The organism is Nonomuraea sp. NPDC049141 (genome assembly GCF_040648415.1).
Taxonomy (GTDB): domain Bacteria; phylum Actinomycetota; class Actinomycetes; order Streptosporangiales; family Streptosporangiaceae; genus Nonomuraea.
Map to the genome: position 1 here is coordinate 117537 of NZ_JBEZDR010000030.1, position 21780 is coordinate 139316.

General features: G+C 72.0%; 17 protein-coding genes. 5 read left to right on the forward strand and 12 right to left on the reverse strand.

Translation table 11 applies throughout. The features are described from left to right. Positions 1-4: 4 nt before the first annotated feature. The 4 genes from AB0B91_RS56055 to AB0B91_RS56070 all read right to left on the reverse strand — a co-directional run bounded on the left by AB0B91_RS56055 (position 5) and on the right by AB0B91_RS56070 (position 5995). Complete coding sequence (locus AB0B91_RS56055) at positions 5-1759, reverse strand: serine/threonine-protein kinase (protein WP_358339920.1); 1755 nt, start codon at positions 1757-1759, stop codon at positions 5-7. A 10-nt stretch (positions 1760-1769) separates the two neighbouring features. Beyond that, positions 1770-5030 (reverse strand): BTAD domain-containing putative transcriptional regulator, encoded by a 3261-nt coding sequence (locus AB0B91_RS56060; RefSeq protein WP_358339921.1) that lies wholly within the window; start codon positions 5028-5030, stop codon positions 1770-1772. A gap of 94 nt (positions 5031-5124) precedes the next feature. Further along, complete coding sequence (locus AB0B91_RS56065; RefSeq protein WP_358339922.1) at positions 5125-5355, reverse strand: hypothetical protein; 231 nt, start codon at positions 5353-5355, stop codon at positions 5125-5127. 109 nt (positions 5356-5464) lie between these two features. Further along, entirely contained in the window at positions 5465-5995 is a 531-nt protein-coding gene (locus AB0B91_RS56070) for a CAP family protein (protein WP_358339923.1), read from the reverse strand. A 398-nt stretch (positions 5996-6393) separates the two neighbouring features. Here AB0B91_RS56070 and fusA point away from each other — a divergent pair, with 398 nt between their 5' ends. Beyond that, entirely contained in the window at positions 6394-8433 is a 2040-nt protein-coding gene (gene fusA / locus AB0B91_RS56075; RefSeq protein ID WP_358339924.1) for an elongation factor G, read from the forward strand. 94 nt (positions 8434-8527) lie between these two features. On the opposite strand, the gene AB0B91_RS56080 is transcribed toward fusA, so the two are convergent. Genes AB0B91_RS56080 through AB0B91_RS56090 form a run of 3 tightly spaced genes read right to left on the reverse strand, consistent with a single transcriptional unit; the run spans position 8528 to position 12499 of the window. After that, positions 8528-9277 (reverse strand): DUF2071 domain-containing protein, encoded by a 750-nt coding sequence (locus tag AB0B91_RS56080; protein ID WP_358339925.1) that lies wholly within the window; start codon positions 9275-9277, stop codon positions 8528-8530. Positions 9278-9299: 22 nt separating this feature from the next. Then, a complete protein-coding gene (locus AB0B91_RS56085; RefSeq protein WP_358339997.1) occupies positions 9300-11768 on the reverse strand; it encodes an ABC transporter permease in 2469 nt (822 codons plus the stop codon). Further along, positions 11765-12499: an ABC transporter ATP-binding protein gene (locus AB0B91_RS56090; RefSeq protein ID WP_358339926.1), complete on the reverse strand. Its 735-nt coding sequence runs from the start codon at positions 12497-12499 to the stop codon at positions 11765-11767. Before AB0B91_RS56090 ends, AB0B91_RS56085 begins: the two co-directional genes overlap by 4 nt. A gap of 98 nt (positions 12500-12597) precedes the next feature. On the opposite strand from AB0B91_RS56090, the gene AB0B91_RS56095 reads away from it, so the two are divergent. Beyond that, positions 12598-13206, forward strand: a complete 609-nt coding sequence (locus AB0B91_RS56095) for a response regulator transcription factor (RefSeq protein WP_358339927.1) — start codon at positions 12598-12600, stop codon at positions 13204-13206. Here AB0B91_RS56095 and AB0B91_RS56100 read toward each other — a convergent pair. Continuing rightward, the gene (locus AB0B91_RS56100; RefSeq protein WP_358339928.1) at positions 13203-15266 is read right to left on the reverse strand and encodes a histidine kinase; all 2064 of its coding nucleotides are present in this window, start codon (positions 15264-15266) and stop codon (positions 13203-13205) included. The genes AB0B91_RS56095 and AB0B91_RS56100 overlap by 4 nt on opposite strands. 146 nt (positions 15267-15412) lie before the next feature. On the opposite strand from AB0B91_RS56100, the gene AB0B91_RS56105 reads away from it, so the two are divergent. Then, positions 15413-16876: an alpha/beta fold hydrolase gene (locus AB0B91_RS56105; protein WP_358339929.1), complete on the forward strand. Its 1464-nt coding sequence runs from the start codon at positions 15413-15415 to the stop codon at positions 16874-16876. Here AB0B91_RS56105 and AB0B91_RS56110 read toward each other — a convergent pair. Beyond that, positions 16873-17622 (reverse strand): aldolase/citrate lyase family protein, encoded by a 750-nt coding sequence (locus AB0B91_RS56110; RefSeq protein WP_358339930.1) that lies wholly within the window; start codon positions 17620-17622, stop codon positions 16873-16875. The genes AB0B91_RS56105 and AB0B91_RS56110 overlap by 4 nt on opposite strands. A gap of 107 nt (positions 17623-17729) precedes the next feature. Continuing rightward, a complete protein-coding gene (locus AB0B91_RS56115) occupies positions 17730-18482 on the reverse strand; it encodes an SDR family oxidoreductase (RefSeq protein ID WP_358339931.1) in 753 nt (250 codons plus the stop codon). Positions 18483-18562: 80 nt separating this feature from the next. Here AB0B91_RS56115 and AB0B91_RS56120 point away from each other — a divergent pair, with 80 nt between their 5' ends. Further along, entirely contained in the window at positions 18563-19171 is a 609-nt protein-coding gene (locus AB0B91_RS56120) for a TetR/AcrR family transcriptional regulator (protein ID WP_358339932.1), read from the forward strand. 85 nt (positions 19172-19256) lie between these two features. Here the strand turns inward: AB0B91_RS56120 and AB0B91_RS56125 are convergent, their stop codons facing one another. Further along, positions 19257-20120: a helix-turn-helix transcriptional regulator gene (locus AB0B91_RS56125; RefSeq protein WP_358339933.1), complete on the reverse strand. Its 864-nt coding sequence runs from the start codon at positions 20118-20120 to the stop codon at positions 19257-19259. Positions 20121-20283: 163 nt separating this feature from the next. On the opposite strand from AB0B91_RS56125, the gene AB0B91_RS56130 reads away from it, so the two are divergent. Then, positions 20284-21363, forward strand: a complete 1080-nt coding sequence (locus AB0B91_RS56130) for an aldo/keto reductase (protein WP_358339934.1) — start codon at positions 20284-20286, stop codon at positions 21361-21363. Here AB0B91_RS56130 and AB0B91_RS56135 read toward each other — a convergent pair whose 3' ends face one another. After that, a complete protein-coding gene (locus AB0B91_RS56135; RefSeq protein WP_358339999.1) occupies positions 21364-21768 on the reverse strand; it encodes a 2Fe-2S iron-sulfur cluster-binding protein in 405 nt (134 codons plus the stop codon). Between the last annotated feature and the right edge of the window lie 12 nt (positions 21769-21780).

Consider the following 21780-nt stretch of genomic DNA (forward strand, 5'->3'; position numbering starts at 1 on the left):
GGGCTTAGTCCTTCGTGCGGTCGGTGGCGAACGACTCGAAGCGTACGCGCAGCGCCTCCTTGGCGTCCGGCGCCGCATAAACCCCGGCCTCACCGGACCCGAGCGGATCGCTCGCATCGGACACCTCGGCGACGAGCCGCTCGTTCACCCACATCCGCAACCCCACCTTGCCGCCGCCGCTGCCGACATCGGCGCACTCGGCGACGATCCGGTTGGTCCCGGTCGAAACCTTGGCCGCTGCCGGACCGTACAGCGGCGTGCCCTTCTGCCCGGTACGGCGCTTGACGATCGTGACCTGCCCCGAGCCGCTCACCCCGAACTCGTAGCGGTCCCCCGAGCTCGCCGAGCCGTGGCACCACACGCCGTACTCGCCGGACCCCTGTTCGCGCCGCGCCTTCGCGCTCACCACCACGCCGCCGTCCGGCTCCCTTGCGGGCGCCGACTTCCACAGGCGCCACCCCGGCTTGGCGGTCAGCACGTAGTCACTCCCGGCAACCCGCGCGTCCCCGCCGTCGGACGCCCCGGTAGCCCAGGAGTCGCCGAACCCCGCCGTGTACGGCCGCCCCTCCCACATCCGAGGCGCCACCACGGCCCCCACCACCACAGCGGCCACGGCGACGACGATCGCCGCCACCCACGGCCACCGACGCCGCGCCACCCCACCACGAGCCTGCGGGGATCCTCCGTCCGACAGCGCATTCCGGCCAGAGGCACTCGGTACAGCCGCGTCCCAGACATCACCGCTCGCGCTTGGAGCAATCTGGCCGGACGCATGTGCAGCAGGAGTGACAAGGGCGGTTCCGCTCACATCTGGCGGCCCCTGGACAGACGCGCTAATACCGTGAGCACTCCGCACGGACGCGCCGTCAACCGGTCCCGCACCCCGCAAGAACGCCCCGTCAACCGGTCCTGCCAAGCCACGAGGCCCGGTCCAGGTGCGTTCCACCACCTGAGTGGCTGTGGCCGGGGTGAGATGCGTGCCTCCCATCAGGGACGCCAGCAGTTGCTGAGCCGTTGGACGAAGACGCGGCTCCTTGGCCATCGCCCGCTCCACCACGTCCCGCAGACCCTCATCAAGGCCGTCCAGCCGCGGCCCTTCGTTGACGATCCGGTACAGCACCTCAGCCGGAGCCCCGCCCCCGAACGGCAACCGCCCGGTCCCCGCGAAAGCGATCACCCCACCCCACGCGTACACATCGGCCGCCGGCCCGAGCGGCTCCCCGCGTACCTGCTCAGGCGCCATGAACGCGGGTGTCCCCAGGATCGCCTGGCTGGCCAGGCTGTCGGCGTCGACGAGCTGCGCTATGCCGAAGTCGATCACGCGCGGACCGAGCGGCGACAGCAGCACGTTCGACGGCTTGAGGTCCCGGTGAACAACCCCCGCCCCATGGATGGCGCCGAGCGCGGTCGCGATGCCCACCGCCAGCGCCTCCAGGTCGGAGCCGGACAGCGGCCCCTGCTCCCGTACGGCCTGCGCCAGATCTGGCCCTTTAACGTATTCGGTGACGAGATAAGCGACATCTCCGTCGAGCCCGGCGTCCAGCACCGGAGCCGTACAGAACCTGGCCACCCGGCGAGCCGCGGCCACCTCGCGTTCGAACCGCCGCCGGAACGCGGGATCGCGGGCCAGCTCGGGATGGATCACCTTGACGGCGGCCAGGCCACCGGTAGGCGTGGTGGCGAGGTGCACCTCACCCATGCCGCCCCGCCCGAGCACCCGCCGCAGCGCGTACCCGCCTATGACCCGCTCACCACTCATCGCAGACACCCTAGCCAGCGCCGGACTGCGGGCTCCGGGGTGGGCCATCCGGGCTGATGATCGCCAGCAGGCCGTCGCGGTCGTAGCTGTCGCCGCGGCCGTACGCCTTCTCATAGGCCGCGTCACCCAGCCGCTCACGGGCCAGGGCCGACACGCGGGCGACGTCACGATCACCCGTGAGCGCCGTGCCCCGCCAGGTACGGGCGGCGCCCAGCAGCACGGCGGCCCGCTCGTGATCCCCTGTCAGCCCCGCCACGCCCGCGAGCCCCTCAACCGCCGACGCCACGAGGGGCCGGCTGTGCAGACCGAGCGCCCGGTCCACCGCTTCCCGCTGCAGCGCCGCCGCCCGCACCGCCTCGCCCTCCTGCACGGCGATCCAGCCCAGCGCGATCAACACCCCCACATGGCCAAGATCGGCCCCGAACGACCCCCCGGACGGCTCGTCCGGGCGCCCCAGGGCAGCCTCCGGCCCCAGGTTCGCGGACTTGTTCGGACGTCCGGTGCCGGTCCGGTGTTCGTCCGGACGTCCGGTGCCGGTCCGGTGTTCGTCCGGACGTCCGGTGCCGGTCCGGTGTTCGGTCAGCAGTTGTTCGTACGCGCGCCGCGCCCCCGCCACGTCCCCGCTCAGCCGGGCGACCTCCGCCAGCCCGTGCCGGGCCTTCCCGGCGGCCTCCAGGGCGCCGGTTCGGCGGGCCAGCTCCAGTGCCTCCTCATACGAGGCGCGGGCCGTGTCCAGGTCGCCCAGCAGGATCGTGCCCTCCCCGCGCCGGCAGAGCAGGTCGGCCCGGTCCTCGACGGCGCCGAGCTCGTCAGCCAGCCGCAACGCCTCCGCCACCAGCGCCGCGAACCGCTCGCCGTCCCCCCGCCAGCACACCAGCTCCGCGAGCTCCGAGAGCGTGGTCAGCATGCCCCAGCGCTCCCCGAGCGACCGGAAGCTCGCCAGCGCCAGCTCGAACTCGCGCTCTCCCGTCGCCACGTCACCCGCCAGCAGCTGCGCGAGCACGCCGCGGCCGAGGTGGCCGAGCCCGTCCGTCCAGGGATCGGCACCGGTCTGGATGCGTTCGGCCATGGCGTCGCGGTAGTCCGCGTCCGACGGACCGGCGAACGTGGCCCAGAAGAAGATGAGCTGAGGGCGGTGCTCGACCAGGTTCATCGAGGCCATGAGCCGTTTGGCCGTCGCCAGGTGCCGGCGTGGCTCGGCGCCGCCGCCGGGGGTGGCCCCGAGGACGCAGAGGACGTACTCGCCCGCCAGCTCGGCGGGCGGCTCGGTGCCGACTGCGGCCAGCAGCGCGCGGGCGGGACCCGCGCCCTCCGCCCGGCGGCCACGCAGCCACCAGTACGTGACCAGGTCCGCGACCAGCCGCAACCCCAGCTCGGGATCGGCCGGTACGGCCCAGCGGACGGCGGCGAGCAGGTTGTCGTGTTCGGCGTCGATGCGGGCGAGCCATTCGAGTTGTTCGGCACGGAGCAGGTGCGGCGCGGCCGTGCTCATCAGGGCCTGGAAGTGCTCGGCGTGCGCCCGCCACAGCCGCTCGGCCTCTCCCGCCTCGGCGAGCCGCTCAGCGCAGAAGGCGTGAATGGTACGCAGCATCCGATACCGATCGCCAACCACCTCGACCAGCGACTTGTCGACGAGCCCCGCCACCACCTCCACGGCGTCGGCCTCCCCGCAGACGGCCTCGATCGACTCCAGCGTGGCTCCACCCGCGAACACGCTCAGCCTCCTGGCCAGCCGCTGTTCCGGTACGTCCAGGAGCTCCCAGCTCCACTCGACCAGCGCCCGCAACGTCCGGTGCCGCGGCTGGGCCGTACGACTCCCCCGGGACAGCAGGCCGAACGCGTCGTCCAGCCGCGCGGCGACCTCGGCCACCGGCAGCGCGCGGAGCCGGGCGGCGGCCAGCTCGATGGCCAGCGGCAGCCCGTCGAGCGCCCGGCAGATCCGCAGCACGTCACCCGCGTTACCCCCATCGACGGCGAACCCGGGGCACACGGCGGCGGCACGGTCGGCGAACAGACGGATGGCGGGCGCGGACAGCGGCGGGGCGCCCTCGGCCGGCAGCGCCAGCGGGGCGACGGGGAACAGCGTCTCGCCCGTGACGCCGAGCGCCTCCCGGCTCGTGGCGAGGACCCGCAGGCCTGGACAGGCGCTGAGCAGCCGATGGGCGAGGGCCGCAGCGGCCTCGACGAGGTGTTCGCAGTTGTCGAGCACGATCAGCATCGGACGGTCCGAGAGGGCCACGACGAGCCGCTCGACGGGAGAGCGCTGTTCCTGGGCGGAACCCTGGGCGGAGAGCAGGCCGTCGCGCAGGCCGAGCGCGGCCAGTACGGCCCGCGCCACATCACCGCCCTCGGCCCGCTCTGCCCGCTCGCCCAGCTCGCCCAGCTCGCCCAGCTCGCCCAGCTCGACGAAGGCGACCTCGCCCGGATGCCGTACGGATGCCTCGATCGCCAGCCGGGTCTTACCCGCGCCACCAGGGCCGATCAGCGTGACCAGCCGGGCGGCGGTGAGGTGCTCCGCGATGGCGCCGAGATCCTCGTTCCTGCCCACAAAGCTGGTCAACTGTGACGGAGCACCCCGAGCAGCGAAATTCACCGGTGAAACGGGCAGCTCGCCCCGGAGTACGGCCAGATGGACGGCGGCCAGCTCCGGCGACGGATCCACCCCGAGCTCCTCGGCCAGCACGCTCCGGGCCGCCTCGAACGCGGAGAGCGCCTCACTCTGGCGCCCGCTCCCGTACAGGGCCCGCATGAGCTGCCCGCGCAGCCGTTCCCGCACCGGATGGGCCACGACCAGGCCCTGCAGCTCGGGTACGAGCTCGCGGTGCCGCCCCAGCGCCAGCTCCGCCTCGATCCGCTCCTCCGTGACGTCGAGCCTGAGCTCCTCCAGTCGCGTGACCTGGGCCGTAGCGAACGGCGCGTCACGTACGTCCGCCAGCGCCGGCCCGCGCCACAGCCCGAGCGCCCGGCCGAGCACGGCGGCCCGCTCCTCGGCGGACCCCGCGGCGCGGCCTTCGGCGGCCAGCCGTTCGAAGACGAGCGCGTCGACCTCGGCCGGATCGACGGCCAGCCGGTATCCCGCCGGATGGAACTCCACAGGCGCGTCCGACCCGAGCCCCCTGCGTAACCGGGAGACCTGGGACTGCAGGGCGTTCACGGCGCCGGGCTGGTCACCGTACAGGCCGTCGATCAGGCGTTCGCCGGTGACGATCCGGCCCGCGTCCAGGAGCAGCAGGGCGAGCAGCGCCCGCAGCCGTGGCCCGCCGGTCGCCATCGGGCTCCCGTCGGTACGGCATGCCGCCAAAGGACCAAGTACCCGAAACCGCACAACCTCGATTGTCGCCCACCGGCTCACCTGCCTGGCTCGCCTAGTCCTGGGCGCTGCGGCCCTCTGTTCTGGTGATGCCGATCGTGCCGGTCGTGCCGCGCAGGCCGAAGCCGTACCGGTACTGCTGCCGTGCCCGCGCCGTCGTGAGCATGTCGCCGATGGTGGCGGTGCCCATCACCCTGCCCTGGCCGCCCTCCCCGAGCACGGCCGAGATCCGGTGGTCACCGATGCGCTCCGGTTCCCGGAACTCCAGCACCCGAGGAACCGTCACCGTCCACCCCGCTACGATCAGCTGATCCCCAAAGGCCGCGCCAAGGCTAGCGTCCGGCCGCACAGCGGCGCCGGAGATTTCCGATATTTCCCGTTATCGCCCCACAGACCTACTGGTACCGCCCGACGTTCTGGGCGAACTGGCCGGTGTAGTTTCCCGGCGGGTCGTAAACGGCTACGACGTACCAGCGATCGGAGACACTGCGGGCCAAGCCGACGCCGAGTTTCTTGCTGCTCTTCCAGACCACCTGCGTGAAATTGCCCGTGGCATTGCTGAATCCGGGATTGTCGTAGTCATATTCGGCAGCCCCGTCCATCCATGCCTTGACCACCTCGGCAGCCGTCGGCTGGTTCGGCCATGACATGAAGAGATTTTCCCCATAAGGGCCATGCGAGCGGCTCAGCGCGCCGTCGGCGGCGGCCATTTTCTGCGCCCGGCGAGTGGCGTAACGCGTCAGCTCCGGGTCGAGGTCCAGGGGCTCGGCGCCGTAATGAGCGCGGTAGGCCTTGTGCTGGGCCGCCATTCCGGTGGAGAAGGAATCATTCCGCTCCGCTACAGAGCTCGCGGCAGGCACCGAGGCGGACATCGTGAGGGCGGCGGCGCCCATCAAAGCGACGACGACTTTGCCCAGATTTCGCATCTACGCTTTCCTTCTTCGGCGGCAATAACAGCGATATCCATGATGCTGTCCCGTCCGCCGGTTCCAGGGAGCGACACGCCTTTCGAGGCACACCGAGCAGCTCGGGAAGAAAAACCGATTCCCCACGTACGCCGGTTTCAGTACACTCGCCACGAACAGCGCCCGCTGCGGGCGCATTGACGAGTGAGGGGAGCCGACCGTGCGCCACAGCACCGCTTCGGTCATCCCCCCGTCACGGTACGAGGTGATCCTGGTGTCTTCGTCCGCCCGGGGTCGGCTGCGCGGCCGGCACTGGACGTCCCTGACGAACACCTGATCATTCAGCCTGCCCAAACCCAAGCTGCGTTCGTCCGGGAATCGCGCTGTCCTCTTTGGAGCGTCCCGAAGGGCCACAGGCCATGCGTACCAACCTGCACCGACATCTCCCCGACTCCCTGACCAGGGTCCGCAACCTGGGCATCCTCGCCCACGTCGATGCCGGCAAGACCACCATCACCGAGCGGATCCTCTACATCACCGGCGCCACCTACAAACGTGGCGAGGTACACGACGGGACGACCACCACCGACTTCGATTCACAGGAGCGCGACCGCGGGATCACCATCTTCGCCGCTGCCGTGAGCTGCTCCTGGGACGGCCACCGGATCAACCTGATCGACACCCCGGGCCACGTCGACTTCTCCGACGAGGTGGAGCGCTCGCTGCGGGTGCTCGACGGCGCGATCGCGGTGTTCGACGGCGTCGCGGGGGTCGAACCGCAGAGCGAGTCGGTCTGGCGGCAGGCCGACCGGTACGGGGTGCCGCGGATCGCCTTCGTCAACAAGCTGGACCGCGCGGGCGCCGACCTCGACGCGGCGGTCGAGTCGATCCGCGCGCGGCTGCACGTGGTCCCGTTGGTGGTCCAACTGCCGATCGGGCAGGAGGACGGGTTCACCGGGGTGGTGGATCTGCTGCGCCTGCGGTCATGGGTCTGGTCCGGCGACACGGTCGAGGAAGGCCCGGTGCCGGACGCCCTGCGAGAAGAGGCGCAGCGGCGCCGCCGACTGCTTGAGGAGACGGTGGCCGAGTTGCACCCGATCGCGCTGGAGGAGTTCTGCGCGGAGTCGGCGATCTCCGCGCGGACCCTCGCCGCCGCGCTACGCGACCTGACCCGTACCGGTGAGGGCGTCGTGGTGCTGTGCGGATCGGCGTACCGCAACCGCGGGATCGAGCCGCTCCTGGACGCCGCCGTGTCCTATCTGCCCTCGCCGCTGGACGTGCCCGCGGTGAGCGGCACCCACGACGGCGAGGTGCGGGAACGCGCCGCCGACCCGGCGGGGCCGTTCGCCGCGCTGGTGTTCAAGGTGCAGTCGACCGCCACCGGGCGGCTGACGTACCTGCGGGTGTATTCGGGAACGATGCGGAAGGGAGACGCGGTGCTGGACACCGGCGCGCGGCGCACCGAGCGGATCGGCCGGATCCTGCGGGTGCAGGCCGACCGGCACACCGAGGTGGACCGGGCGGCGGCCGGGGACATCGTCGCGGTGGTCGGGCTGAAGGCGGCCCGCACCGGCGCCACCCTGTGCGCACCCGAGGCGCCGCTGCTCCTCGAACCGCCGACGGTGGCCGATCCGGTGGTCTCCGTGGCGGTCGAGGCTCGCAAGAGCACCGAAGTCGACCGGTTGGCGTCGGCGCTGGCCAGGCTGGTGGAGGAGGACCCTTCGCTCGTGGTCCGCACCGACGCCGAGACCGGTCAGACGGTGCTGTCCGGGCTGGGCGAGCTGCATCTGGAGGTCGCGGCGGAGAAGATCCGCCGCGCCCACGGGCTGGATGTCGGCATCGGCCGGCCGCAGGTGGCCCATCGGGAGACGGTCGTTCGCGGGGTCTCCGGGTTGCTGTACCGGCACGTCAAGCAGGACGGAGGGGCGGGCCAGTTCGCCCACGTCGTCCTCGACGTGGATCCGCTGGACGCCGCCGACGGCGCGGTGTTCCACTCGGCCGTCGTCGGCGGCCGGGTGCCACGGGAGTACGTCCGGGCGGTGGAGGCCGGTTGCCGTGACGCCCTGGCCGATGGACCCCTCGGGGGCCACCCGGTCACCGGCCTGCGGATCACCCTGACCGACGGAGCCACCCATCCCAAGGACTCCTCGGAGCTGGCGTTCCGTACGGCCGGCCGGCTCGCGCTGCGCGAGGCACTGCGCGCCAGCCTCATGGTGTTGCTGGAACCGGTGGTCGAGGTCACGGCCACCGTGCCCGACGACGCCGCCGGCGGGGTGCTCGGCGACCTGGCGGCCCGGCGCGGCCGGATCTCGGGCTCGACCGCGCGGGCCGGCACGGTGGTGATCACCGCGATCGTGCCGCTGGCCGAGGTGTTCGGGTACGCGACCCGGCTGCGTAGCCGGACCCAGGGCCGGGGCACCTTCACCACCCGGGCCGCCGGTTACGCCCCGGTCCGGTAGAACCTGACGATGGCTCCGTCCGAACACGGACGGGGCCATCCGCCGTCGGACCGTGCTCGAACGCGGACGGGCTATCCCACGGCCGCAGCGCCGCCTATGTTTCCGGGCGGAAGCGGCGCGGCGGGGTGTGGATGTCGAAGCTCAGCCGCGGCTGGGCCAGCACCGAGTGCGGCGACGCGTCCGGCGTGATCAGGCCGAGCCGTTCGAAGAGCGGAAATCTCGCGGAGTCGGCGACGAGATACCGGGGCCGCATCGGCGGGTGCCAGATGCTGTAGACCCCCACCTTCCCGTCCCGGCGCCGGTACCAGCCCTGGGTGGGATGGGTGAGCCGTTCCAGCCAGTCCGACTCGTCGGTGAAACCGGCCAGCCGGGTGAGCGGTTCCCGGGTGAGCTCGGCCGCTTCGCAGCGGGCGTCCCCGGCCACCAGTCGCCAGCGGGCCGGGTCGGCGTCCCAGTCCGCCTCGATCGCGATGCGCTCGCGGCTCCACGGCATCCCCCACAGATGCTGCGGGATCGCGACGACCGGGTGGTCCAGGCGGGTGCCGAAGAACCAGACGCCCGGCTTGCCGTACGCCGTGACGTAGGCCCGGTAGTTGATCTGCCCGCAGTCGATCCCCACCGGCGGGAAGAACCGGAAGTGGAAGTCCCGATCGCGGAAGGCGACGGCGGACACCAGGGCTCCGGGACCATCGTCGAAGGTCATCTTCATCGGGGCGAAACCCGGTGGCAGGTGCCGGGCCAGGGCGTCGGCGTCCACCCGGTAGCTGACGATCGCGAAGTCGTCCAGCTCTGTCCGGGCGTGGAACCAGCGCGGGCGCGGCCGGGAGGTGCCGGCGAAGCTCATGCCCAGAACAGTACGACCGCCGCTAGTCACGTGCGCCGATCAGCTCGACCGGACGCCGGCTGAGGACGAGCCGGGCGGGCAGCGCCGTTGCGAGGAGGGCGAGGGCCGCGGCGGCGGCGATCACCGCGAGGTAGGTGAGCGGCGGGATGTGCGGCACGACCGAACCGGTCATGCCCGTGCTGAACGCCGCCAGGGTGATCAGCGCGATCCCCGTCCCGAGTGCCACCGCGATGGCGACCGCGACCAGGGTCTCCAGGCTCAGCATCCGCAGCACCTGCCGGCGGGTGGTGCCGACCAGGCGCAGCAGGGCGAGCTCCCGCGACCTCGACGAGGTGGACATGGCGATGGTGTTGACCACGGCGATCGCGGTGAACGCGATGATCAGGCCCATCGCCACGTAGTTCACCTCGGCGTTGGCCGCGCCCGCCTCGACCGCCTGGGCCCGGTCCAGCACGCCGACTCCCGGCGCGGCCCGTTCCAGCTCCGCCCGGGTCACGGAGGGAGCCGCGACCAGCACGGTGCCGAGCGGGTCGTCCACGTGCCCGGCCACCAGCGCGCGGGAGAGCGTGAGGTCACCGAAGCCCAGCCCGCGTGAGTAGATCGCGACGACGCGCAGCTCGGCGGGGGTGCCGTCGCCCAGCGTCAGGCGGAGCTTCGCGCCCGCCGAGACGCCGAGCCGCTCGGCCGCCGTCCGGCTGACCGCGACGGAGCCGTCATCGAGGCCGTCGAGCGAGCCGGCGACCACGCCCAGGTCCATGGTCCTGCCGAGCCCGTCGGCGGTCACGGCCTGCGCGCCGTACTTGTCCAGGCCGACCCGCACGGAGGTACGCAGCACTTCGGTGACCGCCTCGACACCCGGGAGCCCGCGCACGGCCGCCGCCATGCCGGACGGGACGTGCGGGCCGAGGACGTGCTCCGCTCTGGTGCCTGTCGTCGCCTGTTCCTGGGCGGCGTGCCCCATCGTGGTCTGGACGAACAGGATCGTGCAGGTCATCGCCACCATCAGGCTGAGCGGCGTGACGACCGAGGCCAGCCGCTTGGACGTGGCCCGCAGGCCGGCGCCGGCCAGGTATCCGGCCGTCCTGGCCGCCCGGAGCGGCACCCCGAGCAGGGCGGTCGCCGTACGGGCGATCACCGGGCCGAGCAGCGACACGGCGACCGTCCACACCAGCGCGGTGAGCAGGGTGAGCGGGCTGGAGGCCGCCTCGGTCGACAGGACCGACAGCACCAGCGTCAGCACGACGCCGCCCGCGGCGCACAGCAGACCAGCGACCATCCGGCCCGCGGGAACGCGCGCCGTCGGCAACTCGGCCTCGCCGAGTGCCTCCACCGGACGGATCCGCACGGCGCGGCGAGCCGAGAGGTGAGCCGCCGCCCAGGCCGCCAGCACGGCCGCGCCCAGCGCGGCGAGCATGGGGAACGGGCTGACCACCAGCCGCAGGTTCTCCGGCATCGCGCCCAGCGCGACGAACCTGGACCGCAACCAGAATCCCAGGCCGACACCGGCCGCCGAGCCGAGGGCCCCGGCCACCACGCCGACCAGCAGCGCCTCGCCGCCGAGCATCCCGCGCACCTGTCGGGGAGTGGCCGCGACGGCCCTGAGCAGGGCGATCTCCCGCTGGCGCTGCTGGATGGAGAGCGCGAACGTGCCGACCACCACGAGGATCGCCACCAGCAGCGCGGTCCCGCCGAGCGCGCCACCCAGGCTGATCAGCTTCACCCGCGCCTTCTCGGCGCCCAAAAACTCCGCGGCGCCGCGCTCGTCCCCGGTGTAGGCGAGCGCCCGTCCATCCGAGGCCACATCTTTCAGCGCCTCGGACACGTCCGCGTCCTTCAGCGCCCCGGACACATCCACCCGGGGGAAGACGCCGATCGCGCCGACCTGCCCCGCCCGTCCCGCCAGGCGCCGGGCCTCGGCCGGGGCGAAGAACAGCGTGTCCTGGCTGGGCAGATCCTGGGCGGTGACACCGGTCACCAGGTAGGTCCTGCTCCCGGCCGCCGTCCGCACGGGCACGCGGGCGCCCACGGAGAACCCCGACGCGGCCTCCACGACCACCTCACCCTCCGCTTTCGGCGCCCGTCCCGTACCCAACGTGTACGGCGTGAGCGCCGCCGACTCCCAGCCATGCCCCTGGAACCGGCGGCCCGCCACGTAGGCGGGGAAGCTCACCTCGGTCACCACCCGCGAGACGCCGGGGACCCGGCGCAGCCGGTCGGCCAGCGACGCGGGCACCCAGGCCTGCTCGGACAGCTGCTTGGCCTTGGTCTTGGTCTTCTCCTCCGACTTGCGGACCGTCTGGTGGACGAACTGATCCCCGGTGACGATCACCGGGGCGCCCGCGTAGCGCTCGGGGGCGACGCTTCCGCGCAGTCCTGTGTCCAGCAGCATGCCGCAGGCGCAGACCAGGGCGGCGGCGCAGAACAGCGCGACGAACGCCCCCGCGAAGGCGGCCTTGCGGTGCCGAAGCGTCTTCAGTGCCACCGAGATCATCGCACCCACGCTCCCAGCCTGGTCATCCGCTCGGCGACCCGCTCCGCGGTGGGAGCCGCCAGGGAGTCGACGATCCTGCCGTCGGCCAGGAACAGCACCGCGTCGGCGTAGGAGGCGGCCACCGGGTCGTGGGTGACCATCACCACCGTCTGTCCCGTCCCGTCCACGATCTCCCGCAGCAACGTCAGCACGTCCCGGGCGGTCATCGTGTCCAGCGCACCGGTCGGCTCGTCACCGAACACGACCTCGGGCCTGGTGACCAGCGCCCTGGCGATGGCCACCCGCTGCTGCTGGCCGCCGGACAGCTGCGCGGGCCGGTGGCCCGTCCGCCCCTCCAGGCCCACCTTGGACACGACCTCGTCAAGCCACGCGCGGTCCGTCCGCACGCCCGCCAGCCGCAGCGGCAGCGTGATGTTCTCGATCACGGTGAGCGCCGAGACCAGGTTGAACGCCTGGAACACGAAGCCGATCCGCTGCCTGCGCAGCACGGTCAGCGCGGTCTCGTCCATCCCGGCCAGTTCGGTGCCGCCGAGCCGCACCGAACCCGAGGACGGCACGTCCAGCCCCGCCGCGCAGTGCAGGAACGTGCTCTTGCCCGACCCCGAAGGGCCCATGACCGCGGTGAAGCTCCCGCGGGGAATGCCTGCTGACACTTCGCGCAGGGCCGCGACCGCGCCCTGCCCCTTCCCGTACACCTTGCTCACCGCGTCCAAGCGCAGCACGTCTGTCATGGCTTCTACCCTGCTGACCAGGGACGGCGCGGAACAGAGAGCCGATCACGCATCCACCATGACGTCATCATGATCCGGACACTGATAGACATACCACTGTGATTCGTGTGCTTCTCGCCGAGGACCAGCACGTCATCAGGGGCGCCCTGGTCGCGCTGCTCGGCCTCGAACCGGACCTGGAGATCGTGGCCGCAGTCGAGTCGGGCGACGCCGCCATCCCCTCGGCCCTGGTTCACCGGCCGGATGTCGCGGTGCTCGACATCGACATGCCCGGCACGCTCGACGGCCTGGCCGCCGCGGCCGAACTCCGCGTGAAGCTGCCGTCGTGCCGCACGCTCATGCTGACCGGGCACGGCAAGCCGGGGCACCTGCGCCGCGCGCTCGGGGCGGGGGTGGACGGGTTCCTGCTGAAGACCGCGCCGCCCGAGGACCTGGTCTCGGCGATCCGCGAGGTCGCCGCCGGCAAGCGGGTGCTCGACCCCTCGCTGGCGGTCACCGCCTGGGACCTGGCCGACAACCCGCTGACGCCTCGGGAGGCCGACGTGCTGCGCATGGCGGCGGGCGGCGCCGACGCGGCCGAGATAGCGTCCCTGCTCTTCCTGGGCGCGGGGACGGTGCGCAACTACCTGACCGCCATCGTCGCCAAGCTCAACGCCCGCAACCGCACGGACGCCGTCCGCATCGCCACCGAGGCGGGCTGGATCTAACCGACCTGCGCGATCGGCCGGTTCGAGCTGGGCGCCTGGGCCGTCAGCTCGAACCAGCCGTCCTCGCGCGCCGTGCCGAGCCGTCCGTCCAGCGCCGCCAGGCGGGTGGTCAGGTTGCCGATCCCGGCCGAACCAGGCCGCCCCTCCGCCGGACGCACGCCGTCGTTGCGTACGCGGAGCCGTACCACTCCGTCCTCCACGACCGTCGTGATCGCGCAGTGCCGGGCCGAGCTGTGCCTGAGCACGTTGGTCACCGCTTCCCTGAGCACCGTGCCCAGGACGTTCTCCACCTCCGTGGACAGCTCCCCGTGCGCGAGGTCGAGCTCCACCTGGATGCCCGCGGCGGCCAGCAGCGACCGTGCCGATGCGGCCTCGGCGGCCAGCGACATCGCCGGTTGTTCGCCGGAGATCACCCGCAGGTCCGCCTCCGCCTTCTCGGCCATGGCCAGCACGTCCGCCAGCTCGTCCCGGGCCCGCGCGGGGTCCAGGCGTCTGGCCAGCTCGCACTTGAGCAGGATCGCGGCCAGGCTGTGCCCCAGCAGGTCATGCAGGTCGCGGGCGGCGCGCAGGCGCTCCTCGACCACGGCGGAGCGGGCCAGCGCCTGTCTGGCCTCCTGCAACTCCCGTACGAGCTGAGCCAGTTCGATCAGCCCGTACATGACCAGCCCGGTCACGACCGTGCTCGCGGCGAAGTTGACCGTGACCGGGACCGGCAGGCCGAGCAGCACCGCGCTCGCCGCCACGCTCGCCGTCACGCACCCGACCAGGGGCCAGGCCACCCGCCACCGGAACGCGAGCAGGATCGGGCCGGCGAGGAACCCGGCCACCCCCACCCAGGCCCGGCCGAACACCGGAATCGGCAGGTAGACCAGCAGCGCCAGCACCGTGAGCGCGGCCATGTGCCGTCCGTTGACGTACCGGAGCTGCATGACGACGATCACCGCGAGACAGGCCGCAGCCGGCACCAGCAGGCTCGCGGGGACGAGCAGCAGCGCCTTGATCGAGAACCCGACCAGCACGGCGGCGAGCAGCGCGACGGACAGCCGGTAGGCGCCCGGGTCCTCCTCGGCCCGCACCGGCCCCTCGGGCAGCACGGCGTCGACGGTCAGCCAACCCTCGGCGGACAGGCCCGTGGTCAGGCTGCCGCCCGCCTGGCTGAGCTGCGCGGCCAGGTCGGCCAGGCTCTCGTCCTCGGCCGTGCGGGCGCCGTCGTGGGTGACGCGCAGCCGGACCGTCCCGTCGGCGGCGGTGGTCTCGATCACGCACGTTCTGGCGGTGTTCTGCCGCACGGCCTCGGTCACCACCTCGCGCAGCACCGCCGCGAGCAGCGCGCCCGCGGGACCGAGCGGCTCGGAGTGCCCGACCCGCGTCTCGGTCTTGATCAGCGCGGCCGTCAGCATCGCGCGGGCGGTCGTCATCTCGGGCGCCAGTGACGTGGCGCGGTAGTCCGCGGCGGCGTTCCTGGCGGCGGCCAGGGAGCGGCGGGCGGTGCCGACGACCTCTCCGAGCACCTCCGCGGCGCGTTCCGGCTGATCCACAACCGACCGGACGCCGGCCGCGATGGCGGCGAGGCTCCTGCCGAGGCCGTCGCTCAGCCCGGTGGCGATGCGCAGCCGCTCCTCGGCCGCCGCCGCCAGCGCCAGCGCCAGCCTGGCGGCGTAGATCTCGTCCACCCGGTCGGTGAGCCGGGTGAGGCCGTAGACCACCAGGGCGATCAGCACCATGCTGATCGCGGGGTCCGCCGGTCCGGCGACGGCGGCGCTGACCGCCACCAGCGGGGCCAGCGGCCAGGCCGGGGTCAGCAGCAGCGACCCGCCCAGGAAGCCGAGCAGCCCGACCGAGGTGCCGAAGCCGAGCGTGGCCGCGTAACCGACCAGCGCCTGTACGACCAGCAGCCACGGCCCCCTGAACCGCCGCAGGGAGCGCAGCACGTAGACGAGCTGCAGCCCGAACGCCACGATCGCGAGCGGCGAGCCCGCCAGCAGATAGACGGACGTGAACCCGGCGAGCACCACGATGACGATCCCCCGCGCCAGGCGCGGCACCGGAACCTGCGACAACTCACTCCCCCGTGTCAGACCGGGGGCAAGCCTACGGGTTGTCCGTTTCGTGAGGAGGTCATGGGTCTTCGGTGACGCGGTCTCTGGTTCGAAGATCCACGGCCCGACAGAGTCGATCACACAAGCCGAACTGAAGAGGACCCCCGATGCGAAACCTAGCGAGACTGTCCGCCACCGGAGCAACCGCCGCCCTCCTTGCCGCGAGCATCGTCGCCCCCGCGCAGGCGGCGGCCACCTCATGGAGTGCCTGCCCCGGCGGGCCCGGTGTCGACGCGCGGCAGGAATGCGCCACCCTTCAGGTCCCCCTGGACTACCAGGCGGCCGGCGGGCCGACGATCTCGCTGGCCGTGTCCCGGATCAGGACCGCCAAGCCCGCCTCACGCCGTGGCGTGCTGCTGCTCATCCCCGGCGGGCCGGGCAGCCCTGGCCTGAACCGGCCCAGCGCCCTGGTCAAGAAGCTGCCGCAGGACGTGCTCGACCGCTACGACATCATCGGGTTCGACCCGCGCGGCGTGGGCCAGAGCTCGCCGGTCTCGTGCGGGCTCGAGACCCGTGACCTCTCGCTCACCAGGCTCAAGCCGTATCCCGACGCCGACGGCGGCATCGCGGAGAACGCCGCCTGGTCGCGCCGGATCGCCGAGGCCTGCGCCCGCAACGGGGGGCCGCTCATCCGGCACATCTCCACCCGCAACGAGGCCCGGGACATCGACGGCATCCGCCGGGCGCTGGGCGAGCGGAAGATCTCCTACTGGGGCGTCTCCTACGGCACCTACGCGGGCGCCGTCTACGCCACCATGTTCCCCGAGCGCACCGACCGGGTCGTCCTGGACAGCAACGACGATCCCGATCCGAACCGGGTGGCGCGGCAGTGGCTGGCCAACTACACCGTCGGCGTGGAGGAGCGCTTCCCCGACTTCGCCGCCTGGGCCGCGGCCCGTGACGGCGAGTACGGCCTCGGCACCGACGCGGCGGCGGTCCGCCAGACCTTCCTCAAGCTCGCCGCCGACCTGGACCGCGAGCCCCTGCCGTGGCCGGGGGCCAATCCCGCGGAGCTGAACGGCAACCTCCTCCGGGAGACCATGCTCAACGCGCTCTACTCCGACGCGAACTTCCCCATGCTGGCCGGGCTCATGCGAGCCGCCCTGACCACGGGCGAACTGCCCCCGTCGAACACACCGCCGGCGGCCGCCCTGCAGAACACCGCCGCCACCGCCGGCGCCACCATGTGCAACGACGTCGAGTGGCCGGACTCGGTCGCCGCGCACCAGCGGCAGGTGGCGCGTGACCGGATCGACCACCCGCTGACCGCGGGCATGCCGGTCAACATGGGGCCGTGCGCGTACTGGCCGGTCAAGCCCGCCGAGCGGCCCGTACGGGTCGGCTCGGACGGCCCGGCCAACGTGCTGCTCATCCAGAACCTGCGTGACCCGTCGACGCCGTACAGCGGCGCGCTGAAGATGCGTCAGGCGTTCGGGCAGCGGGCCCGCATGGTCAGCGTCGACTCCGGCGGCCACGGCGTCTACCTGGCCAACGGCAACGCCTGCGGCGACCGGTCCGTGACCGACTTCCTGACCACCGGGCGTCTGCCGCTCCACGACAAGAACTGTTAGCTCTCCGCTCTGCAGGCGTGGAGGGAAGCGCGGGCCGCCTCCTCCAGGAGGGTGAGGTCACTGGCGACGGAGGCGAAGGTGAAGCCGCTCGCCAGGCGCATGGCCGCCTCCGGCCCGGAATGGCATTGGATGCCGCAGGCCATCCCAGCGGCCTTCGCCGCCGCGGTGATCCGGTCCAGCGCCTCGGCGAAGCCCTCGACCTCGGCTCCCGGCCGGGGTGCGCCGAGAGCCGGCGCGAGATCGGCCGGCCCGACGTAGACGCCGTCGAGGCCGGGGGTACGGCAGATCTCCTCGATCGCCTCCAGGCCGCCGAGAGTCTCGATCATGACGATGCAGGCGATCGCCTCGTCGGCCTCCCTGGGATCGGGCCCGATGCGCAGACTCGACCTGAACGGCCCGAAGCTGCGCCCGCCGGTCGGCGCGTAGCGGCAGGCGTGTACGGCCGCGGCGGCCTCCTCCGCCGAGTCGACCAGTGGGACGATCACCCCCTGTGCCCCCGCGTCGAGCGCGCGACCGATATGGGTGAGGTCGTTCGTGGCGACCCTGGCCACCATCACGCCCCCGCCCGCGTCGGCGGCGACGGCGCAGGCCAGGTACCCGGCGTAGTCGATCAGCCCGTGCTGCAGGTCCAGGCACAGATAGTCGTAGCCGAGCCCGGCGAGGCGCTCGGTCGCGATGGGGTTAGCGGTCACCTGCCAGAATCCGGCCAGCCGCTCCCGTTCACGCAGGCGTTGGGCGAATCTCATGACGAGCTCCTATCGGTTGCGGGGCCGATGTTGCTCTTCAGATGATCGACGCTGGAGGAGCCGAGGAGAACCCCGTTCACGACCGGGCGGCTGACCTGCCTGCCCGCTCAGGCGCCGCCCGCGCACAGTCCGCCATCGATGGTGACGATGACGCCGCTGGTGTAGGCGGAGCGGTCGGAGGCGAGGAACGCCATCATGTCGGCGATCTCCCGCGGCTTGGCCGGCCGGCCGAGCGGGAACCGCGTCGCCGCCTCCCGGAAGCGGTCGCTGGTGGCGATGAGCTTGGCGATCCGCTCGGTCTCGACCGGCCCCGGGTTGATCCCCACCACGCGGATGTTGTCACGCAGGCTGCGCCCGCCGAGCGCCCGGGTGAACGCCATGAGCGCGGCGTTACCGGCACTTCCGGCGATGTACGCGGAGTCGACCCGCTCCCCCGCGGCGCCGATGTCATTGATGATCACCCCGTGCCCGCGGGCCTTCATCTGGGCGTAGACGAGCCGCGTGAGGTTGATGTAGCCGAACACCTTCAGCTCCCACCCCTCCCGCCAGGTCCGCTCGTCCACCTCGTCCAGCGAACCGGCCGGGATGTCACCCGCGTTGTTGATCAAGATGTCGATGTCCGGGACGGCCTCGGCCAGGGAGCTGACGCCCTCGGGCCGCCGCAGGTCGACCGGATGCACGGTGACCTCGACACCGTGCGCCGCCCGCAGCCGCTCGGCCACCTCGTCCAGAGCGGCCTTGTCCCGCGCGGCCAGGTGCAGGTGACAGCCCTCCTCGGCCAGCACCTCGGCGGCCGCCGCGCCGATCCCCTTCGAGCCGCCGGTGACGAGCGCGCTCCTGCCACGTAGCCGAAGATCCATGACCAGCCCCATTCCCTGTACCTAGTGGAAACTAGGTACAGCGTTACCTAGTCTCTACTAGGTTGTCAACGGGAGGCTCCTTGACCAGGAAGAGGCTGACACCCCAGGCCCGGCGCGAGGTGATCGAGCGCGCCGCCACAGAGGTGTTCGCCGAGCGCGGCTACCACGGCGCCTCGGTCGAGGAGATCGCCAGGCGCTCGGGCATCTCGGTGCCGGTCCTGTACGACCACTTCCCCGGCAAACTGGAGCTGCACCGGCACCTGCTGCAGCGGCATTTCGCCGACCTACGGGCGATCTGGCACCGCCACCTGCCCGGCGCGGGCCCGGCCGACCAGCGCATCTCACGCACCATCGACGACTGGCTCGGCTACATCGAGCAGCACCCGTACGCCTGGCGGATGCTCTTTCGCGACACCACCGGCCAAGACGAGATCGAAGCCCTCCGCCGCCAGGTCGAGGCCGAGAGCCGGGCGCTGATCCTGCCGATGTTCGCCCGCGAGTACGACGCGGACGGCGTCGAGCTGGAGCTCGCCTGGGAAGCCTGGCGCGCCGCCATCCAAGGGCTGGCCCTGTGGTGGTACGACCACCGCGACATCCCCCGCCACCAGGTCGTCACCGCCGCGATGAACGCCCTGTGGCTCGGCCTGGACCGCCTACGACAAGGCGAGAGCTGGCACGGCGGCGGCTGAGTAGCAGAAAAAATCATCATCCGTATACGCAGGTCGCGCAGGCAACCGATCGGCCCGGTTTCGGGACGATCCCGCCACAGAGGGCTCACAGTGCGCGCAGCGTGCGCAGCCCGTTCGTGCTCTCGCGGGCGATGGCGTCCAGGGCGGCCTGCGAGGCGGCGTCGGCGGCGCGGTAGATGACGAGCCGCTGATCCGGGTCCTGCAGCGGATTGAGCACTTCGAAGTCGATGGTGAGCGGCCCCACCCGGGGGTGGCGCAGACGTTTGTGGCCGCGCCCGTTCACTTTGACGTCGCGCATCCCCCACAAGCGAACGAAGTCCTCGCTTCGTGCCGTCAACTCGGTGACCAGGCCGTCGAGGGCGGCGTCGCTGGAGTGCGCGGCCCAGGCCGCGCGCAGGTCGGCGATGCCTTCGCGCAGCACTTGCTCGCGGTCGCGGAAGAGGTCGCGGAAGTCCGGGTGGAGGAAGCAGAGCCAGAGCGAGTTGCGCTGCTCGTCCGGCAGAGCGGCGAAGTCCAGCAGCAGCCCGGCCATCTCGGCGTTCCAGGCGAGGATGTCGAACCGGTGGTTGAGCAGCATGCACGGCAGCGGTGACAGGTCGTGAACCAGCCGGGCCAGCAGACCGGGGTCCTGATCGGCCGGGCGGGGCCGGGTCACGGGTCGTTGCTGGGCCAGGTCGAACAGGTAGGCCCGCTCGTCGTCGGTCAGCCGCAGGGCCCGGGCGAGCGCCTCGAGCACCTCTGGCGAGGGGTGCAGGCCGCGCCCCTGCTCCAGCCGGACCACGTAGTCGACGCTGACTCCGGCCAGCTCCGCGACCTCTTCCCGGCGAAGGCCCGGGGTGCGGCGCGTACGTCCGCTCGCCGGGAGTGCCAACTCGTCCGGAGTCAGCCGCTCGCGGCGGGTCCGCAAGAACGCCGCCAGCTCATGAGTCACGTCCACTTCGCTGCTCACCACCTCGATCTTACCGTCGGGCTGCCTGGGAACGGCAGTCCCAGGATGGGCCTTCACTGGTTCGCCGCCTGCGGCCGCGACAACCTGTGGTGAGCGGCTCGGAACGCGGCGGCGGCCGAGCCCGCCGATGACATACGCCGCCGCCACCTGTCTGGAGGCCATCGTGGCTGGATCTGTCGCTCTCGACGTCTACCGACTATTGGGCCGCTCCGGCCTGCGGGTCTCCCCGCTGGCGCTGGGGACCATGACGTTCGGGTCGGACTGGGGCTGGGGCGCCGACAAGGACGAAGCACGCCAGATCTTCGACACGTACGTCGATCGAGGCGGCAACTTCCTTGATACGGCCAACCAGTACACCAACGGCACGGCCGAACAGTTGCTCGGCGAGTTCGCGCACGGGCGCCGCGAGCGCTTGGTGCTCGCCACCAAATACACCCTGGCCACCCGCCCCGGCGACCCGAACTCGGGCGGCAACCACCGCAAGAGCATGGTCCAGTCGGTGGAGACGAGCCTGCGCCGGTTGAACACCGACTACATAGACCTGCTCTACCTGCACGCCTGGGACGGCACCACGCCGGTCGAGGAGGTGCTGCGCGCCCTGGACGACCTCGTCCGCGCGGGCAAGGTGCTCTATGTCGGCATCTCCGACACGCCGGCGTGGCAGATCTCGCGGATGCAGGCGATCGCCGAGCTACGCGGCTGGGCCCCGCTGATCGCGCTGCAGATCGAGTACAGCCTGGTCGAACGGACCGTGGAGCGCGATCTCATCCCGATGGCGCGTGAGATGGGGCTCGGCGTGATCCCCTGGTCACCGCTGGCCAGCGGCGTACTGACCGGCAAGTACACCACCGCGGACCTCGACCACGCGGGCGCCTCGGCCGCGCCCGAGGGGACGCGCAAGAATGTCGCGGCGGCCAACGGCGCCTTGACCGAACGCGCTCTCGCCATCGCCGACGTGGTGAAGGACATCGCCTCACAGAAGGGGACGACACCCGCGCAGGTCGCGCTCGCCTGGACGCTGCTCGATTCGGCGGTCACCGCGCCGATCATCGGGGCGAGAACCCTGGCGCAGCTGGAGGACAACCTGGGTGCCCTGGACGTGCGCTTCACCGAGGACGAACTGACCGCCCTCGACGAGGCCAGCGCCGTCGAACTCGGCTTCCCCCACGAGTTCCTGACCCGGCCGATGCCGCGCCACGTCATGTTCGGCGGGGCCAAGCTGGCGATCGACCATCACGGTTGATCACAGGTCCAGGACGAGCTCGTCGCGGGGCTGAGAGCAGCAGATCAGGACGTTGTCCCGGGCCGGCACGTCGACCGGTTCTGGTGAGTAGTCGACGCTTCCGGACAGCAGGCCGCTCTCGCAGCTGTGGCAGACGCCCGTACGGCAGGACCAGCGGGTGGGCACGTCGCAGGCCTCCGCGAGTTCGAGCAGGCTCGCGTAGGCGGGATCCCAGCCCACGGTCAGGCCGCTGCGCGCGAACGAGATCCGCGGGCCCGTGCCGGGCGGACCCGCCGGCGGGTGCACCGGCCGTGCGGGGACGCTGGTCAGGCCGGGGTTCAGGGCAGGTCCCGTACCGAAGATCTCGGTGTGTACGCCGGCGGGGGCGAGGTCGGACGAGGCCAGGGCGGCGGGGAGTTCGTTCATGAACGCGGCGGG